Source organism: Janthinobacterium amylolyticum, assembly GCF_051380655.1.
Classification (GTDB): Bacteria; Pseudomonadota; Gammaproteobacteria; order Burkholderiales; family Burkholderiaceae_D; genus Janthinobacterium.
This window is the reverse complement of sequence record NZ_JBNYXL010000004.1, coordinates 26,237-41,967: the sequence shown is the minus strand read 5'-3', so window position 1 is coordinate 41,967 and position 15,731 is coordinate 26,237. Positions and strand designations below refer to the sequence as shown.

The window sequence follows — 15,731 nt, the reverse complement described above, 5'->3', positions numbered from 1 at the left end:
TGGGCAAGGTTCTTTCGTGAAAGGTGTGGCGCGGGCTGGCTGGCCAGCCGTGTATCGTTGTTACCTTGTACAGGCGACGCTTCAGGCAGATTTATTAAGCGCTGGTGAAATATTGTCGCTTTGGACAGCGCCCTTGGCTGGGTTGCTGGCGGAAACGGGGGCGCTGGCTGCCGGCAGCAGCTGGCGCAGGATGGCGTCGGCGATGCCGAACGCGCGCTGGCCGGCCATCTTGTCGGCCACCAGGTTGTCGGCCATTTCCAGCATGTCGCTGTTGACGGGGTCCTTGAAGACGCTGTCCTCGCCCGCCATCTCGCGCGTGCCCGACCGCATCTGGCGCAGCATGTGCGAGATGAAGAAGGCTTCGAACTTGACGGCCGCCTCGGTGGCCTTGGCCGCATAGCGCGGGTCGGCCGGCGTGGCCGCCGCGGGGGATTTGTCTTCCAGCGCCGAGGGCAGGGCGCCGCTGCTGTCGTTTACATTCATTTCCATTCAGCTTTCAGTGTTCGTCAAAATGTTCAGGGCAAGGCGCATTGCCGAAGGCAGTACGAATGTACGACGAGGCAGTGCAACGCAGTCCTGGGCTTTTTGACGGGCACGTTAGATCACCACCAGTTCGCCTTCGATGGCGCCAGCCTGGTCGAGTGCCTGCAAAATGGCCATCACATCGTCAGGCGAGGCGCCCAGGCTGTTGACGACGTCGATGATGGCTTGCAGCTTGGCGCCGGCCGGCCATTTGAACATATTGCCATTGCCCTGGTCGACGGAGACTTTTGATTGCGGCGTGACGGTGGTCTGGCCACGGCCGAACGGCGCCGGCTGGCTGACGGCCGAGCTTTCGGAAATGATCACTTTCAGCGAGCCGTGGGTGACGGCCGCCGCCTTGACGCGCAAGCCTTCAGCGATGACGACGGTGCCCGTGCGCGAATTGAAGACCACCTTCGGCGTATCGGTGCCCACGTCGACGCTCAAGGCTTCGAGCTTGGCCATGAAGGCCACGCGCTGGGTCGGGTTTTCCGGCGCCAGCACTTCCACGCTGGTGGCGTCGCTGGTGGTGGCGACGGCACCGAAGCGGCGGTTGACGGCTTCGACGATATTGATGGCCGTCTCGAAGTGCGGGTGGCGCAAGTTCAGGGTGACGGTCGGCTTGGTGGAGAAATCGCTGAGGATTTCACGCTCGATATTCGCGCCGTTGGGAATGCGGCCCGAAGTGGGCGTGTTGACGGTGACGGACGAGCCGCTCTTGCCGGTGGCGTTCAAGCCGCCGACGACGACATTGCCTTGCGCCAGCGCATAGGTTTCATTGTCGGCCGCGCGCAGCTGCGTCAGCAGCAAGGTGCCGCCGCGCAGGCTTTTCGCGTCGCCCAGCGAGGACACGGTAACGTCGATGGCCTGGCCGCGGCGGTAGCCCGGCGGAAACACCGCGCTGACCATCACGGTGGCCACGTTCTTGCTTTTCGATTCGGCGCCGTCCGGCATCTTGACGCCGAACTGCTTGAGCATGTTGACCACGGACTGGCTGGAAAATTTCACCTGGGTGGTGTCGCCGCTGCCGTTCAGGCCGACGACGAGGCCGTAGCCAACCAGCGGGTTGTCGCGCACGCCCTCGATGCTGACCAGGTTGCGCAGCACTTGCGCGGCGGTGGCAGGCAGGGCAATGCCGGAGAGTGCGGCCAGCATGGCTGCCAGGGGCAGGGCGGAGCGAAATTTCATGATGTCACCTTAAAACGGCATCCACGGGCCGACGAAGAAGCGCGTCAGCCAGCCTGGTTTGTTGGCTTCGGCCAGAGTGCCCTGGCCGGAATAGGCGATCTGCGCATTGGCGATGCGCAAGGAAGACACCTGGTTGTTCGAATCGATATCGGCCGAGCGCAGGTAGCCGCGCAGGCGCACGAATTCCTCGCCCTGGTTCAGGGTCAGGGTCTTTTCGCCCTGCACGCGCAGCAAGCCGTTCGGCAGCACTTCCTGCACGATCACGGTGATGGCGCCGGACAGCGCATTTTGCTGCGTGCTGGTCGAGTCGCCGGCGAAGTTGCGGTCGGCAGACAGGTCGATGCCCGTCTTGGGGAAGGTCTTGCCGAGGATATTGGCCGCCTGCACGCCGACGGACGAGCCCTTGTTGAACGAGGTGCCCGCCTTTTTGCTCGCCTGGGTGGTTTCCTGCAGGGCCACGGTGACGACGTCGCCGACGCGGAAGGCGCGGCTGTCGGAAGTCAGGGCCAGGCCCGCGTCGGGATTGAAGACGCCGCCGGCGACGCCGCCGCGCGCTGTGCTGCGCGGCGCCACCGGCAGCGGCGTATCGGAAAAGCTGGGCGCCAGGGGCGCTGCCGGGCGGCTGGCACAACCGGCCGCCAGCACCAGCAGCAGGGCCGCCGAGGCTTTCAATGCGGCCTTCATCAGCGTGCCGCTTGCGCCAGGTATTGCAGCATATTGTCGGCGGCCGACAGCACCTTGGTATTCATCTCATAGGTGCGCTGGGCAGCGATCATGTCGACCATCTCTTCGACCACCTGGACGTTCGAGCCTTCCAGCGCGAATTGCTTGAGCTTGCCCAGGGCGCCTTCGCCGGGACGGCCTTCCGTTGGCGTGCCGCTCGATGCCGTTTCCTGGAACAGGTTTTCACCGAGTGCCAGCAAGCCGGTCGGGTTGACAAAGCTCGAGAGGTTCAGCTGGCCCAGTTCGGTACCGGCAACATTGCCCGGCACGGTGGCCGTGACCATGCCGTTTTCGCCGATGGTGATCGCCGTGGCATTGTTCGGCACGGTGATCTGCGGCACCAGTGGCAAGCCCTGGGCGTTGACCATCACGCCGTTTTCATTGATGCCCAGCTGGCCGGCGCGCGTGTAGGCCGCTTCGCCGTTCGGGCGCAGCACTTGCAGGAAGCCGTTGCCGGTGATGGCGACGTCGAATTCGCGGCTGGTCGTTTGCAGGCTGCCGGTGGTAAACACCTTTTGCGTGCCGACCATGTGCGTGCCGTTACCCAGCTGTACGCCGGAGGGCGACAGGGTGTTGTCGGCGCGCTGCGTGCCCGGCTGCTGCTCGACCTGGTAAAACAGGTCTTCGAACACGACGCGGTCGCGCTTGAAGCCGACCGTATTGACGTTGGCCAGGTTATTCGCGATGGCTTGCAGTTTTGCATCTTGCGCCTGCACGCCGGTCTTGCTGATCCACATTGCTGGATTCATGGTTTGCTCCTAATAATAGATTGACGTCGGACTCAGGCGCCCAGCAGGCGGTTACCGGACTCCGTCATGGAGTCGCTGGCCTTGAAAATTTTCATCTGCATCTCGAAACTGCGGTTCAGGCTCATGGTGGCGACCATTTCCTCGACGGCGGAAACATTGCTGCCTTCCAGGTGGCGGTCGCGCAGGCGCACCGCCGGATCGGCCTGCAAGTCGTCGCCCGTGCGCGACACGATCAGGCCCGCTTCGTTCTTGGTCAGTTCGCCCGCTTCCGCATTGACCAGCTTGAGCTTGTCGACCGTCTGCATCTGCGCCGTGCCCGGAACCTGGATGGAAATGGTGCCATCGCCGCCGATCGACAGGCTGGTGTGCTCTGGAATGGTGATGGGGCCGCCTTCGCCCAGCACGGGCCGGCCATTGATGGTCAGCGCGCCCGTTTCATCGAGATCCATGGCGCCGGCGCGCGTGTAGGCTTCGCCGTTCTGCCATTGCACCGCGAGAAAACCGGGGCCGGTGATGGCCACGTCGAGCTCGCGCCCCGTTTCCTTGATGGCGCCCGTACGCGTGCCGATGGCGCTCGACTGCGTCTGCGTCATGTGGCGGTCGTCGTAGCCGTAGCCGTTTTGCAGCGGCTGGGCGGTGGAGACTTCCAGGTTGGCGCGAAAGCCGCCCGTCTCGATGTTGGCCAGATTGTTGGCGTGTACCTGCTGTGCCCGCAGGGCACGGTCGGCCCCGCTCATGGCGGTATAAATCAGCGCATCCATTGTGCTTTACCCTTGCGTGGTGGCGATTACAACGCTTGCATCAGCGATTGCAGCATGGCGTTCTCGGTCGAGATGACCTTCGAGTTCGCCTGATAGTTACGCTGCGACGTCATCAGGCCCACCAGTTCGGAGGTGATGTCGACGTTCGACTGTTCCAGCGAGCTCGTCACCAGTTTACCGGCCATGCCGACGCCCGGACGGTCATAGATGGCGGTGCCGGACGTGGTCGAGGCGACCCAGCTGGTATCGTTGACGGCCGTCAGCGCGCCTTCGTCAGGGAAGGTGGCCAGGGCGATCACGCCGATGCTTTGCTTCTGGCCGTTGGTGTACTTGGCCACGACGGAACCGTCATCGGCCAGTTCCACGCCCGTGTAGGTGCCCGAGGCATAGCCGTCGGCGCGGTCGGTCGATGTGGTGGATTCGCCAGCGAACTGGGTGGTGCCCGTGTAGTCGATGGCGATCGACAGGGGGGCGGCGCCTGTGGGTGTGCCCAGCGCCAGCGTGACCGGCGCGGTCATTGTCAGCTTGCCGGAGGTGTCGAAGGCCATGTTCGTCACCAGCGGCGCCGGCCCTGGCAATGTCAGATCGACGTTGTCCAGGGTGTAGTGCACGTCGACGCCCGCTGCCGTCTTGACGAAGTACTGGCCCAGCGAGTGCTTGGCGCCCAGCGAATCGTAGATGATCGAGGACTTGGCGCTGTTGTAGCTCAGCTCGTTGGTCTTGTCGAAGGGCACGGCCTTGATAGGCCACTCGGACGACATGTTGGCGGCATATGCCAGCTTGGTCGACGCTTCGGCGGGAATCTGGCCCGTCGGAATTAGCATGTCGCCCATGGTGCCCAGGGTGGTGCTGCCCTTGACCGACGCGTAGCCCTGTACCAGGCGGCCGTTTGCATCGATCAGCTTGCCATCGCTGCTGGCCGAGAAAATGCCGACGCGGCTGTAGTTCATGGTGTTCTGTGCATCGCGCGTGACGAAGTAGCCGCGGCCATCGATGGCCGCGTCAAGCGCGCGGCCCGTGTTCAGCACGCCGCCGTTGAGCGACATGCTTTGCGTGATCGAACCGATTTCCGTACCCGTGGCGCGCGAACCGGCATACATCGCCGAGAAATTGGCGCGGCTGCTCTTGAAACCGTAGGTGCCGGCGTTGGCGATGTTGTTACTGGTGCTGTTCAACTGTTGGTTGATGGACTGGATACCGGACAGGGCGATGTCGAAACTCATGTTGACTTCCTTTAGTGAAGGAGGAGATTAGTGTGTTTGGGGAACCAAGGGCCGGATCAGGCCGTCTTGCCGTTGAAGCCGGTGATCGCGCCAGGGTTGACTTCGCCCAGGTTCGACACGCTCAGGATCATGCTGCCGGAGGACGACAGGCGCACGCTGTTGAGCTTGCCTGCGATGTCGACCGTCGGCTTTTCAGTGCCATTCGTGGTCACTGCCATGCTGTAGGTGCCAGCAGGCAAGCCCAGTGCGACGGGGTCGATGCTGAACGGCACCGTGCCGGCCGACTGCGCGCCCAGTTCGATCTTGTATTCCTTGTCGTCGATGCCTTTCAGGGCCACCGTGGTCTTGGTGGTGCCGGACGCCAGCGCGATGCTGCCGCTGACCTTGCTCTTGTCGAGCTGCACCGTTTCACTGTTGACCATCACTTCGGAACCCACTTGCGCGCCCAGGGCCAGCACCTGCATCGATTGCAGCACGCTGGCATTGGCGCTGGTCAGCGCCGACAGGTTCTGCATCGCTTCCGTCTGCGCCTGCTGCGTCAGCTGGTTGACGAACTGGCTCGGATCGGTCGGCGCGAGCGGGTCCTGGTTCTTGATCTGGGCCACCAGCAGCTTGGTGAACATGTCTTGCGTGGCATTGTTCTGCGACTTGACGGCATTGCTGCCAGTGCTGCCGGCGCTGCTGTTGTTTGTAAAGAGGTTGGTTTCCATGGCTTATGCTTCACCTAATTTGAGGAGCGACTGCTGCATCGACTTGATGCGGCCCAGAACTTCGACATTCGTTTCAAAGGCGCGCGAGGCCGACATCATGTCGGTCATCTCGGCCACCTGGTTGACGTTGGGGTAGAACACCATGCCATCGGCATTGGCCATCGGGTGGCCCGGTTCGTAGACCTTGCGCAGCGGCTCGTCGCTTTGCACCACGTCGAGCACCTGCACCCGGCCGCCCGCGCCACTGGCGCCGGGGCCGTCCATGACGGCGGAAAACACGGGTTTGCGCGCGCGGTAGGTCTCGCCTTCGGACCCGGCGACGGAATCGGCATTGGCCAGGTTGCTGGCGATGGTATTGAGGCGCACGGTTTGCGCCGCCATCGCCGAGCCGGCGATCTTGGAAATATCCTGGAAGCTCATGCTGTTCCTTATTGTCCGGAAATGGCCTTGGACAGACCGCGCAGTTTCATGTTGACGAAACTGAGGCTGGTCTGGAAATCGGTGGCATTCTGCGAGAACGCCGCCTGTTCGACGCCGATTTCGACGGTGTTGCCGTCGCGGCTGGGGTGGTAGGGTACGCGGTACAGGGCGCTGGCATCGTCATCGGTCGACAGCAGGCCGGCTTCGTTGTCCTGCAACTGCTGCAGGGCGCTGCCGAAATCCATGTCCATGGCCTGGAAGCCGGGCGTGTTTTCATTGGCGATGTTGGCTGCCAGCACGCGTGTACGGTCGGCACGCAGCGCGAGTGCATCGGCGTGCACGCCCAGCGCGTCCTTGAAATTGATCCCCATGGTCATCCTTTGTGTTGAATTCGATCGTGCTTTTTGCGGTTCGGACTAGAAAATAGGTGGTGCGGAGGTAAAATCCCAGCCTGGTCATGTTGACGCATGGTAAGGTCATGCCGCTTCAGTATCTTTGATTAAGGTTAGCAATGATTCATTTCAACAGCATTACGATGATCCGAAACAAGGTGCCACATCCTCAAATACTGCTTCCGGGCCTATTTTTACTGACCAGCCTATATAGTAGTGCAGGACGCGCAGAATTGCCAGCCGACAATATATTTTCGCGTGTGGAACAGTTGGCGCGAGAGCAATTGATGCAGCAAGCGGACTCTGCTGGATTGCTGGAACCGCAGTTTCAAGTGGCCGTCGTGAAAAGCACGCGCCCCATGCCAGCCTGTGCGGCGCGGGTCGAAATCGAGCCGGCGGACAGCCGTTCGGCGCAGCGCATGCGCTTCGTGGCAGTGTGTCCTGGAAGCAACGGTTGGCGTTATGAAATGCTGGCGCGCGGCACCATCACGGCCCAGGTAGCCGTCACCAGCGCGCCCGTGACGGCCAATACGCCGCTGCAGGCGGCCGACGTGACGCTGGCGCGGCGCGACGTGACGATGGTGCCGGACAGTATTTCCTCCTTGCCCAGCGTGGTGGGCCTGTCGAGCCGGCGCAGCTTGCGCGCCGGCGAAGTGCTGCGCCAGGCGCAGCTCGCTTCGCCCGTGTTGATCAAGCGGGGCAGTGCGGTCAGCATCGTGGCGCGCAAGGAACAGGTGGAAGTGAGCATGGCGGGCGAGGCGATGGATCCGGGCGCGCTGGGCGAAGTGATCCGCGTGCGCAACGCCACCAGCGGCACGGTGATACGTGCCAGGGTGGTCGGTGCGGGGGTGGTGGAACCGGCCGAACTTGCCGGCCGTTGATGCGCCGAAGGGCGGCGCTTACTCGGCGGCGGCCGTGCGCTGCAGGCGCGTCGCCAGCTGGGTCAGCTTGGCGGCGTAGTTGGGGTCGGTGGCATAGCCGCCGCGCGCCAGGCCTTGCGCGAAGGCGTGCGCGTCGCTGCCCGTGTTCAGGGCGCCGCGGTAGCGTGGATTATCCAGCAATACCTGCGCATAGTCGCGGAAGGCGCTGCCCTGGTCCGGGTAGCTGCGGAAGCGTTCCGTCTTTTTCAGGGCCGTGCCGCTGCCGGCCTCGTATTCGGTGGTCACATTGCTGGCCACCTCGCCCTGCCATTTGCCGCCCGCCTTGATGCCGAACAGATTATTCGTGTCCGCGCCCGTGCCCTGGCGCAGCGGACGCTGGCCCCAGCCCGATTCCAGCGCCGCGTGGGCGGCGACGATTTCCGGCGCCACGCCCAGGCGCGCGCCCGTTTCTTGCGTCCACGGCTTGATCGAGGCGAGGAACTGCTGCTGCACTTCGCCGATCTCGCCGCCCTGGTTGATGCTGCCCAGCACATTCACGGGCTGGCTCTGCTCCAGATAGGCGCGCCCTTGCGGGTTCAGGGTGGTGGCGCTGCCGCCGCCCTGTTCGATGAAGCGGGCCACTTCGCCCTGCACCTGCTGGAACACGCTGCCGAAGCTGCCGCTGCCCGAGGTCGCCGCACTGGCGGAAGTGGCGCGCATATTGCTCTGCACGGCATTGGTGGCGGCCGTCGACGGCGTTGCCGCCGTCGCGCGGGGGGACAGGAAATCAGCCTGGCGCATACGTATCTTCCTCGCCATGCAGCACACGCTGCATGATGCTGTATTGTTCCGTTAAAAATTCGCTGTTGCGGGCATTCAGGCGCTTGCATTCCAGCACCATCTGTTCGAGCGCCGCCCAGTCCTGCTGCGCCTTGGCACGCGCGTCATCTTGCAACAGTGCAAACAATTGCGGCATATCGCCTTGCGGACCCAGCAGGGCGGTGACGAGGCTGACCCGCTGGCGGCGGCGCGCGTCGAGCTGTTCGACAGCCGCGATCACGGGTTCGGCCAGCGACGTCAGCTGCACGCTCTGGTGGCGCAGGGCAGCCTGGAATTGCTCTTCCAATAAAGTTTTCAGGGCGGCGTAGCCGACGCCGTCGTCCGCCATGCCTTGCAGCACGCGGCGCACGGCTTCCTGGCGCGTGATGCCCTTGCGTGGCGCGGTCACGATTCACCGCCGTGGAAGCGCTGGATCAGTCCCGCCAGTTTCGACGGGTCGAACGGCAGTTCGCCCTTGGCCAGCGCATCGCGCAGCATGGCCACCCGCTCGTGGTCGATCTCGGGCATGGCGCGCAGGGCGGCCATGGCCGGCTGCAGCACGGCCGACTGCATCTGTTCGCCAGCGGCCGAGCCAGGCGTCACGGCGCCGGCCGCCGCGTTCTCGGCGATCGCCTCGGCCGGCGCCACGGCGCTGCTGCGCACGGCGGCGCCGGTATTGCCGGAGGAGATTTTCATACGTTGTCCCTTGCCCTTAATTTGCATGCTCGTCCCGTTCTTTCTTCGCGGGCAAGCCCAGCTTGTCACGCAGGCGCTGCAGGGTGCCCGCATCCGGTTCACCCACTTGCAGCTCTTCGCCTTGCGCCTTTTGCCCGGCCATGCCGAACATGGCGGCGATGCTGTCTGCCTGTCCACGCGTCAATATTAACAGTTCGATGCGGCGGTTGATGCCGGCGCTGGCATTTTTCACGTCCAGCGGCGCGCGGTCGGCCATGCCCACCACTTGCAGCACGCTGTCCGGACTCATGCTGCCAATCAATAATTGCGCGCGTGCCGACATGGCGCGGTTGGCCGACAGGGTCCAGTTGGAATAGCCTTCATAGCCGTTATTGGCGTATTGCAGCGAATCCGTGTGGCCGACGATCAGCATCTGGTTCTCCATCTGGGCAAATACGGGACCCATCTGGCGCAGCAATTTGCGGAAGCGGTCGGTCGGCACGGCGCTGCCGCGCACGAACATGCCCTGCTTGTCCGTATCGTGCAGCATGACGCGCAAGCCGTAGGGCGTGATCACCGACTGCAAGTTGCTCTTCAGTCCCGCTTCATCGCTGAGCTTGTCGAGCGCGCGCGACAGGGACAGCAAGTCTTCCGGCGACTGGTAGCTGACCTTGGTCTGGTTCGGCGGGGCGGAGCCAGCCTTGCCATCCTGTGTCTGCTTGCCTTCCGTGCGCGTGTCGCCCGTGCCCTTGCGGGGCATGGGGAAGCGCTCGATCAGGCTGCCGCGGGGGCCGCCTTTCTGCTCCGGCATGACGCCCTGGCCTTCGCCCTGGCGGCTGCCGGCCGACGCATCCATCATGATTTCCTTCATGGCCTGCTGCTCGCGCGCGGCCATCAGCCACAGCACGAGGAACAGCGACAGCAGGGCCAGGCAAAAGTCGGCGAACGCTACTTTCCAGGCGCCGCCATGGCCATCGTCGTCGTGCTTGCGTCCCGCACGCTTGATGATGGCCTGTTCATGTTTCTCATGCGGCTTTAGCACGGCGGCCTCCCCGGCCTTGGCCTTGCTCTTGTTCCGCGCCGCCATCTTCCAGCGCATTGATCCAGCTTTCCAGCTGGGCGAAGCTCGGCTTGATGTTCAGCTGCACCAGGCGGCGGCCCGCATCGATGGCCAGCAGGGGCGGTTTGCCCGCCACGTGCGTGACCAGCACGACTTTCACGCATTCCATGGTCGAGCCTTCTTCGCCGACCAGCTGTTTCATCATGTTGCACATCGGATCGAGCACGCCGTAGCAGAAGAAGATGCCGATGAAGGTACCGACCATGGCGGCGCCCACTTTTTCCGAAATTTCCGCCGCATCGGCGCCGTCGGCCACGGAATTCATGGCCATCACGATGCCCAGAACGGCGGCCAGAATACCGAAGCCAGGCATGGCTTCGGCGATCTTGTGCAAGGACTTCGACGGTTGCAGCAATTCGTCGTGGATGGCTTCCAGTTCCTGCTCCAGCACGCCTTCGAGCTCATGCGCGTTGATCTTGCCCATGGCCATCAGGCGGAAGTTATCGACGATGAACGCCAGCAGTTTTGGTTCTTCCAGCACCAGCGGATAGCGCTGGAACAGGGCGCTTTCGCGCGGTGCCTCGACGTGGGCGTCCAGCGCCTTCAGGCCGCCGGCGGCCGTTTGCAGCAGTTCATACATCAGCAGCAGCAACTGGCGCTGGAATTCCGAACCCTGCTTCTTGTGCGTGACGATCTTGCGCATCTGGTGCAGCATTTCACCGAGTACATGCTTGGGGTTGCCCAGCACCAGGGCGCCGACGGCGGCGCCGATGATGATGATCAACTCCACCGGTTGCCAGATCGCGTGGACGGTGCCGCCCATCAGGGCGAAGCCTCCGAATACACACCCCATCACGATTAAGATACCGATAATTACCATGTCAACTGCCTTTCTGCGTCATTGTGCTGCATCAATTTGATGGGTTTTGCTGAAACTATTGCTAAAACATTGCTGAAACTTATGCGTCTTGCAGCATGGCTTTCATCTTGCCCAGTGCCGTCTTGTTCAGCTGGCAGACGCGGGCGTCGCTCAGGTCCAGCACGGCGGCAATTTCTTTATAGCTCAGTTCGAATTCGTAATACATCTGGATCACGCGCTGTTCGCGCTCGTCCAGCGCGCGCAGGGCCTGTTCCAGGCTGCGCCGCACCATCAATTGCTCTTCCGGGCTCGGTGCGCTGTCCGCTTGCCCCAGGCTTTCCTGCAGCACTTCGTCAAAGCTGGCGATGAGCTCGGCGTTTTCCGCCAGCTGGTACTCCTGGAAGGCTTCCGGTGTCAGCTTCAGCGCGGCCATGATTTCCGCGTCCTGCGGCTCGCGCCCCAGGCGCCGGGTGAGGGCGCGCACGCTGTCGCGCAGGCGGTGGCTTTCCTGGCGCACGGCGCGCGGACGCCAGTCCTGGCGCCGCAGTTCATCGAGGATGGCGCCGCGGATGCGCAGGCTGGCATAGCTGCCGAAGGACTGGTCCGGCACGCCATAGCGGCGTAGCGCTTCGAGCAATCCCATCAGGCCAATCTGCTCCATGTCGTCGCGGTCGATGGCGCCCGATACCTGCGAATTGAGCTGGCGCACGATGCGTTTTACCAACGGCGCGTACGCCACCAGATGTTGTTGCTCTTCAGCAACGCTGAGCATGGCCGCGCAAGCGCCGGCGGCGGCATATTCGCCGGCGCCATACGCTTCCTGGTATTGCTCTACATAGGCCACGGGATCTCCCACTGGGTCGGCTGGCGTGTTGGTGCCGGTTTATTCAATGATCAGCTTGCCGACCATGACTTCCGTGAACGGCTTTTCCATCTGCTCGCGTTCATAGCTGACATTGAAGGCCTTGTTGATCTGTTCCGCGTACTGTTCCACGGTCATGGTCTGCGCCTTGTCCATGGGAAAGCTCGACAGGGTGCTGACGGCGATCGAACGCATCAGCGGCAAGTGGTCCTTGGTCAGCTTTTCCTTTTCCTCGGTGGTGGCGATCACCAGGTCGGCCGACAGGTAGTGCGTTTCGCCTTCGCCAGGGCCGCGGCGCAGCATCACGATGACTTTGTCGAGCGTGATGAACTTGCGCGCCTTCTTGCCCGTGGCGGGCGGCGGCGGGGCTTTCGCGTCGGCGACATCGGCGTGGCCGGCAACCGGCTTGGCCAGGTACCACATGGCACCACCGGCCGCGCCGGCGGCCAGCACGGCCACGGCAACGAAGCCGGCTATCACTTTCATTTTCATATTCATCAGGTCATCTCTCGCTCATGCATGGCGTAAGTGGTAGCGGCAGTGCCGTCGTCCGACAGGGCGCGGCCCGGTTCAGCCTCATCGTGCTGGCGGCCGGGTTGACGCTGGCCGCGCGCATCGCCTTCGGCAAACGCCTGGGCGGCCGGGCTGCGCGGGGTGGCGCTGATATTCACGGCCACCTCGGTGTACTGGCGCTGCGCCAGGTCGCTGCGCATGTTCTCGCCGATGCCTTGCAGCTGGCGCAGCACTTCCGTGTTCGATGCCGTCACGTTCACCTGCAGCGCGCCGGCCGTGTGGCGGATGGAAATTTCAATGCGTCCCAGCATGGGCGGGTCGAGGCGGATGGTCGCGTGTTCGCTGTTGCGCCCGATCTGCGTCTGCAGGCGTTCGCCCAGCGCTTCGCGCAGCGGTTCCTGCCATTGCTGGGCCGGCCCGTTGAGTTTGATGGTGTCGCCGGCCGGCGCCGCCGTGGCGCTATTCGCCACCGCAGCCGTCAAGCCCAGGTTGGGCGCCGCTGGCGTGGCAGCCCGTTCAGCGTCGCGTGCGACGGGTGCCGCGCCTGCCGCGACGGCTGCCGTGGCGGGGGCAGGGGCGGACTGGGCCAGCACGCTGTCAAAGGCGGTGGCGGGGAGGGCGCCCGTGCCACCCTTGGCCGAAGGCAAGGGATTGGCGGCCGCTACCGGCTCGCGCATGTCGCGGCCCGCCGGCTGTGGCGTGGCCATGGCGGTGAGGGTGACGGCGGCCGGGTGCAGGCTGATATTGAGTGCGGGATTGGCTTGCGCCACGTTGGCCTGCGCCTGAGTCTGGCCTTGCGTCTGCAGCTGCGACGCCTGGGCGGCGGCGCGCACTTCGGCGGCGGCCGCGTCAACGGGCGGCAGCAGGTTCACGGGCACGCCGATGACGGGCGCGGCCATGGCCGGCAGGCTGGCATCGGTGTGTTCATCCGTCGCGCGCGTGTCGCTGTCGCCTTCCTTGGCAGGTGCGGCGGGTTCGGCGTCCTGCGTGCCGACCACGGCGACGTCGAGCACCTGTGCAAACAGGGGCAGGGCGGATCCCACGGCAGAGGGGGCCGCGGCCGCGCCATAGCCGGGCGCGCCGGGCGGCAGGGGCGGTTGTGCCGGTGCCGTCGCCGCCGCAGGCGCTGCCGTGGTTGCCGCCGCGGGGGCGGCAGGTGCTGTATTGAAGTTCATGATCATGCTTGATTCCCGTCCGAGTCGAATTCGCCGAGCGCGGCGTAGGCGACCCAACCTTCCTTATTTGCCTGTAATGCACCCAGGTGCAAACCCAGGCGTTCTTTTTCCTCAGAGCAAATTTTAACCGCTTGTGCGTGAATTTTGCGCAATTGCAACAATTCTGTTTGTTCCAGCGCATTCCAGGCGCCGCGTTCGGCCAGCAAGGGAATGTTCTTCGCCAGGCTGGCCGTGAGTTTTTCCAGCGCTTCCCAGTCCGAGCGCGCCACGGCGGCGCCCAGTTGACGGTTCAGCTGCTGCAGCGCGGGGCGCCTAGGCATTGTTTGCCTGGACACCCACCCAGCCGCGCTTGATGGTGGTCATCAAGGTCGTCACTTCATCGATCAGGCTCGGATCGAGCTTGATGCCGGCCGTGTACAGGCGCGCCACGCAGTAGTCGTACAGGCGCGCCAGGTTGACCACCACCTCGCCGCCATTGTCGAAATCGAGCGAACTCGACAAACCGTTGATGATCTGCGTGCATTTATCCAGGCTGATCGCCTTCTGTTCGTAGCGCTTGCCCACGATATGCCCGCGCGCGCGCGCCAGTTCTTCCAGCAGGCCATCCGTCAGGACCAGCACCAGTTCCACGGGCGAGGCGCGCGAGGTCTGGGCATCCAGGTTGACTGCATGATAGTTGCCGTAAGCTTCATTGTTTAACATGTCTATTTCTCACTGTCTAAACTTGCGGCGGCGCGGCAGGCACGCTCGCCTTAGGATTTGTCGTTGCCAAACATGGCGTCGAACATGTCGACGTTCTTGTTCATCTGTTCCTGCAGGATCTGCAGGCGCGTAAATTGGTCGAGGTAGCGCTTGTACGAGTTGTCATACTGCGTATTCAGGCGGTCCATGCTCTTGTTCAGGTTTTTCTGCAGGGTATCGGTCGCTTCCAGGCGCTGCTTGATCTGGCCCTTGGTGATGTTGCTCCACTGGCCCAGGACCTTGTCCAGGCCTCCCAGCACACCGGCCGGCGCGGACAGGCTGTTGTTGCCGAACAGCTGGTCCAGGCCCGTCGGGTTGGTGGCCAGCTTGGCCGTCAGCTTGGCGCTGTTCAGGCTGATCGAGCCATCGCGCTGTGCCGTGATGCCGTACGACACCAGCGAATCGCCGCCGATGCTCAGGCGCAGGGCATTGCCCATGCTGGTGCGCAGCGCGTTCAGGCCCGAATCGTGGGCGAAGATGCCAGCGGCCACATCCTTGGCCGGATCGCCGGGGCTGGCCAGGCCGTCCAGCAGGCTTTTCAGCTTGTTGTAGGCGTCGACGAAGGTTTGCACGTTGGCGATGGTGCCGGCGCTGTCGGTGGCCACGGTCAGCGTGACGGGCGATTCGGCCGCCGACATGGCGCGCGTGAAGGTCACTTTCACGTCCTGGATGTTGGTGAAGGTGTTCGACGCTTGCGTGATGGCCGTGCCACCCGGTTTCCCGCCCAGCCAGACGATGGCGTCGTCCGCCTTCACCACTTCCTTGATGTTGGCCGGTGCGATCAGCGCGCCTTTCAGCGCGACGTTGGTCACGCCGCTGGCGTCGAGCGTGGCGGCGTTGGCAACACCCGTCACATTCGAGGTCAGGACCATTTGCGCGGTGCCGTTGATGGTCACGATGGAGGCGGTGACACGGCCGTTGTTCTTGCTGTTGCTATTGATGGCAGCGGCGATTTCCTGCGGCGTCAGGCTGGCGTTGCCATCCTTGTTGGCGGCCGCCAGGTCGATGTCGAGGGTGTTGTCGCCCACGCCATCGCCGATCTTCACTTTCAGCACGCCCGTGCCGTCAGCCGGGTCGACCGGCGTTATGCCGCCATACGACACCTGGCTGGCCGTGGCCAGTTTTTCGACGAAGAAGGTGTACGTGCCGGGCGCGGCATTCACGCCGGCGGTGGCCGAACCGAAGCCCGCGGCCGGGAAGGTGGCCGACTGGCTCAGCACCGATTTGCTGCTGGTCATCGACGACATCGCCAGCTGGAAAGTCGAAATGGCCGACTTCAGGTTGTTCAGCGCCGTGCTGGTGTTGTTGGCCAGCGTATTTTTCGCCGTCAATGCTGCCTGCTGCGCCGCAATTTCCTTGGTGGCCAGATTTTTTGCGGTGGTGATCGGATCGTAGACCGGTGAAGTAATTACGCTTGCCATGCCAGACTCCTGAATAAAGGGATATACCGGTACAAGGCGACCCCCATTCCCGTTTTGT

General features: G+C 63.6%; 21 protein-coding genes. 1 reads left to right on the top strand and 20 read right to left on the bottom strand.

Features of this window, described 5'->3' with window-relative positions:
* Positions 1-81 precede the first annotated feature (81 nt).
* From ACQ4WR_RS09470 to flgB, 9 genes are all read right to left on the bottom strand, one after another.
* Positions 82-489, bottom strand: a complete 408-nt coding sequence (locus ACQ4WR_RS09470; protein ID WP_436486838.1) for a rod-binding protein — start codon at positions 487-489, stop codon at positions 82-84.
* A 108-nt stretch (positions 490-597) separates the two neighbouring features.
* Entirely contained in the window at positions 598-1,710 is a 1,113-nt protein-coding gene (locus ACQ4WR_RS09465; protein WP_436486836.1) for a flagellar basal body P-ring protein FlgI, read from the bottom strand.
* A gap of 9 nt (positions 1,711-1,719) precedes the next feature.
* Complete coding sequence (flgH, locus tag ACQ4WR_RS09460; RefSeq protein WP_102296950.1) at positions 1,720-2,394, bottom strand: flagellar basal body L-ring protein FlgH; 675 nt, start codon at positions 2,392-2,394, stop codon at positions 1,720-1,722.
* Positions 2,394-3,182, bottom strand: coding sequence for a flagellar basal-body rod protein FlgG (gene flgG, locus ACQ4WR_RS09455; RefSeq protein WP_167468652.1), 789 nt, complete (start codon positions 3,180-3,182; stop codon positions 2,394-2,396). The genes flgH and flgG overlap by 1 nt, the downstream gene beginning before the upstream one ends.
* 32 nt (positions 3,183-3,214) lie before the next feature.
* On the bottom strand, positions 3,215-3,943 hold the full coding sequence (locus ACQ4WR_RS09450) for a flagellar basal body rod protein FlgF (RefSeq protein WP_102296951.1): 729 nt from the start codon (positions 3,941-3,943) through the stop codon (positions 3,215-3,217).
* Between the two features lie 26 nt (positions 3,944-3,969).
* Positions 3,970-5,166 (bottom strand): flagellar hook protein FlgE, encoded by a 1,197-nt coding sequence (locus ACQ4WR_RS09445; RefSeq protein ID WP_102296953.1) that lies wholly within the window; start codon positions 5,164-5,166, stop codon positions 3,970-3,972.
* A 56-nt stretch (positions 5,167-5,222) separates the two neighbouring features.
* Positions 5,223-5,876: a flagellar hook capping FlgD N-terminal domain-containing protein gene (locus tag ACQ4WR_RS09440; RefSeq protein ID WP_436486833.1), complete on the bottom strand. Its 654-nt coding sequence runs from the start codon at positions 5,874-5,876 to the stop codon at positions 5,223-5,225.
* 3 nt (positions 5,877-5,879) lie between these two features.
* Positions 5,880-6,296 (bottom strand): flagellar basal body rod protein FlgC, encoded by a 417-nt coding sequence (flgC, locus tag ACQ4WR_RS09435; protein ID WP_102296958.1) that lies wholly within the window; start codon positions 6,294-6,296, stop codon positions 5,880-5,882.
* Between the two features lie 8 nt (positions 6,297-6,304).
* The gene (gene flgB / locus ACQ4WR_RS09430) at positions 6,305-6,667 is read right to left on the bottom strand and encodes a flagellar basal body rod protein FlgB (RefSeq protein WP_102296986.1); all 363 of its coding nucleotides are present in this window, start codon (positions 6,665-6,667) and stop codon (positions 6,305-6,307) included.
* Positions 6,668-6,975: 308 nt separating this feature from the next.
* Between flgB and flgA the strand changes: the two genes are divergently transcribed.
* The gene (gene flgA, locus ACQ4WR_RS09425; RefSeq protein ID WP_436486830.1) at positions 6,976-7,569 is read left to right on the top strand and encodes a flagellar basal body P-ring formation chaperone FlgA; all 594 of its coding nucleotides are present in this window, start codon (positions 6,976-6,978) and stop codon (positions 7,567-7,569) included.
* Positions 7,570-7,587: 18 nt separating this feature from the next.
* On the opposite strand, the gene ACQ4WR_RS09420 is transcribed toward flgA, so the two are convergent.
* The 11 genes from ACQ4WR_RS09420 to fliD form a co-directional block, all read right to left on the bottom strand.
* The gene (locus ACQ4WR_RS09420; RefSeq protein ID WP_436486828.1) at positions 7,588-8,349 is read right to left on the bottom strand and encodes a glycoside hydrolase family 73 protein; all 762 of its coding nucleotides are present in this window, start codon (positions 8,347-8,349) and stop codon (positions 7,588-7,590) included.
* Positions 8,336-8,776: a flagellar export chaperone FlgN gene (gene flgN, locus ACQ4WR_RS09415; protein WP_436486826.1), complete on the bottom strand. Its 441-nt coding sequence runs from the start codon at positions 8,774-8,776 to the stop codon at positions 8,336-8,338. Before flgN ends, ACQ4WR_RS09420 begins: the two co-directional genes overlap by 14 nt.
* Complete coding sequence (flgM, locus tag ACQ4WR_RS09410; RefSeq protein WP_102296968.1) at positions 8,773-9,063, bottom strand: flagellar biosynthesis anti-sigma factor FlgM; 291 nt, start codon at positions 9,061-9,063, stop codon at positions 8,773-8,775. The genes flgN and flgM overlap by 4 nt, the downstream gene beginning before the upstream one ends.
* A 16-nt stretch (positions 9,064-9,079) precedes the next feature.
* On the bottom strand, positions 9,080-10,084 hold the full coding sequence (locus ACQ4WR_RS09405) for a flagellar motor protein MotB (RefSeq protein ID WP_258003108.1): 1,005 nt from the start codon (positions 10,082-10,084) through the stop codon (positions 9,080-9,082).
* On the bottom strand, positions 10,068-10,982 hold the full coding sequence (gene motA / locus ACQ4WR_RS09400) for a flagellar motor stator protein MotA (RefSeq protein ID WP_034757817.1): 915 nt from the start codon (positions 10,980-10,982) through the stop codon (positions 10,068-10,070). The genes ACQ4WR_RS09405 and motA overlap by 17 nt, the downstream gene beginning before the upstream one ends.
* Positions 10,983-11,061: 79 nt before the next feature.
* Entirely contained in the window at positions 11,062-11,805 is a 744-nt protein-coding gene (locus ACQ4WR_RS09395; protein ID WP_102296988.1) for a FliA/WhiG family RNA polymerase sigma factor, read from the bottom strand.
* A 39-nt stretch (positions 11,806-11,844) separates the two neighbouring features.
* On the bottom strand, positions 11,845-12,309 hold the full coding sequence (locus ACQ4WR_RS09390) for a flagellar basal body-associated FliL family protein (protein ID WP_436486823.1): 465 nt from the start codon (positions 12,307-12,309) through the stop codon (positions 11,845-11,847).
* 11 nt (positions 12,310-12,320) lie between these two features.
* Positions 12,321-13,517, bottom strand: coding sequence for a flagellar hook-length control protein FliK (locus ACQ4WR_RS09385; protein ID WP_436486821.1), 1,197 nt, complete (start codon positions 13,515-13,517; stop codon positions 12,321-12,323).
* Positions 13,514-13,780, bottom strand: coding sequence for a hypothetical protein (locus ACQ4WR_RS09380; protein ID WP_258002985.1), 267 nt, complete (start codon positions 13,778-13,780; stop codon positions 13,514-13,516). The genes ACQ4WR_RS09385 and ACQ4WR_RS09380 overlap by 4 nt, the downstream gene beginning before the upstream one ends.
* 43 nt (positions 13,781-13,823) lie before the next feature.
* Complete coding sequence (fliS, locus tag ACQ4WR_RS09375) at positions 13,824-14,213, bottom strand: flagellar export chaperone FliS (RefSeq protein WP_102294770.1); 390 nt, start codon at positions 14,211-14,213, stop codon at positions 13,824-13,826.
* Positions 14,214-14,263: 50 nt separating this feature from the next.
* Positions 14,264-15,673 (bottom strand): flagellar filament capping protein FliD, encoded by a 1,410-nt coding sequence (fliD, locus tag ACQ4WR_RS09370; protein ID WP_102294768.1) that lies wholly within the window; start codon positions 15,671-15,673, stop codon positions 14,264-14,266.
* Between the last annotated feature and the right edge of the window lie 58 nt (positions 15,674-15,731).

Coding starts and splice junctions, on each gene's coding strand:
- ACQ4WR_RS09470 (WP_436486838.1), bottom strand. CDS start 489: ATGGAAATGAATGTAAACGACAGCAGCGGCGCCCTGCCCTCGGCGCTG.
- ACQ4WR_RS09465 (WP_436486836.1), bottom strand. CDS start 1,710: ATGAAATTTCGCTCCGCCCTGCCCCTGGCAGCCATGCTGGCCGCACTC.
- flgH (WP_102296950.1), bottom strand. CDS start 2,394: ATGAAGGCCGCATTGAAAGCCTCGGCGGCCCTGCTGCTGGTGCTGGCG.
- flgG (WP_167468652.1), bottom strand. CDS start 3,182: ATGAATCCAGCAATGTGGATCAGCAAGACCGGCGTGCAGGCGCAAGAT.
- ACQ4WR_RS09450 (WP_102296951.1), bottom strand. CDS start 3,943: ATGGATGCGCTGATTTATACCGCCATGAGCGGGGCCGACCGTGCCCTG.
- ACQ4WR_RS09445 (WP_102296953.1), bottom strand. CDS start 5,166: ATGAGTTTCGACATCGCCCTGTCCGGTATCCAGTCCATCAACCAACAG.
- ACQ4WR_RS09440 (WP_436486833.1), bottom strand. CDS start 5,876: ATGGAAACCAACCTCTTTACAAACAACAGCAGCGCCGGCAGCACTGGC.
- flgC (WP_102296958.1), bottom strand. CDS start 6,296: ATGAGCTTCCAGGATATTTCCAAGATCGCCGGCTCGGCGATGGCGGCG.
- flgB (WP_102296986.1), bottom strand. CDS start 6,667: ATGGGGATCAATTTCAAGGACGCGCTGGGCGTGCACGCCGATGCACTC.
- flgA (WP_436486830.1), top strand. CDS start 6,976: ATGCAGCAAGCGGACTCTGCTGGATTGCTGGAACCGCAGTTTCAAGTG.
- ACQ4WR_RS09420 (WP_436486828.1), bottom strand. CDS start 8,349: ATGCGCCAGGCTGATTTCCTGTCCCCCCGCGCGACGGCGGCAACGCCG.
- flgM (WP_102296968.1), bottom strand. CDS start 9,063: ATGAAAATCTCCTCCGGCAATACCGGCGCCGCCGTGCGCAGCAGCGCC.
- motA (WP_034757817.1), bottom strand. CDS start 10,982: ATGGTAATTATCGGTATCTTAATCGTGATGGGGTGTGTATTCGGAGGC.
- ACQ4WR_RS09390 (WP_436486823.1), bottom strand. CDS start 12,309: ATGAAAGTGATAGCCGGCTTCGTTGCCGTGGCCGTGCTGGCCGCCGGC.
- ACQ4WR_RS09385 (WP_436486821.1), bottom strand. CDS start 13,517: ATGATCATGAACTTCAATACAGCACCTGCCGCCCCCGCGGCGGCAACC.
- fliS (WP_102294770.1), bottom strand. CDS start 14,213: ATGTTAAACAATGAAGCTTACGGCAACTATCATGCAGTCAACCTGGAT.
- fliD (WP_102294768.1), bottom strand. CDS start 15,673: ATGGCAAGCGTAATTACTTCACCGGTCTACGATCCGATCACCACCGCA.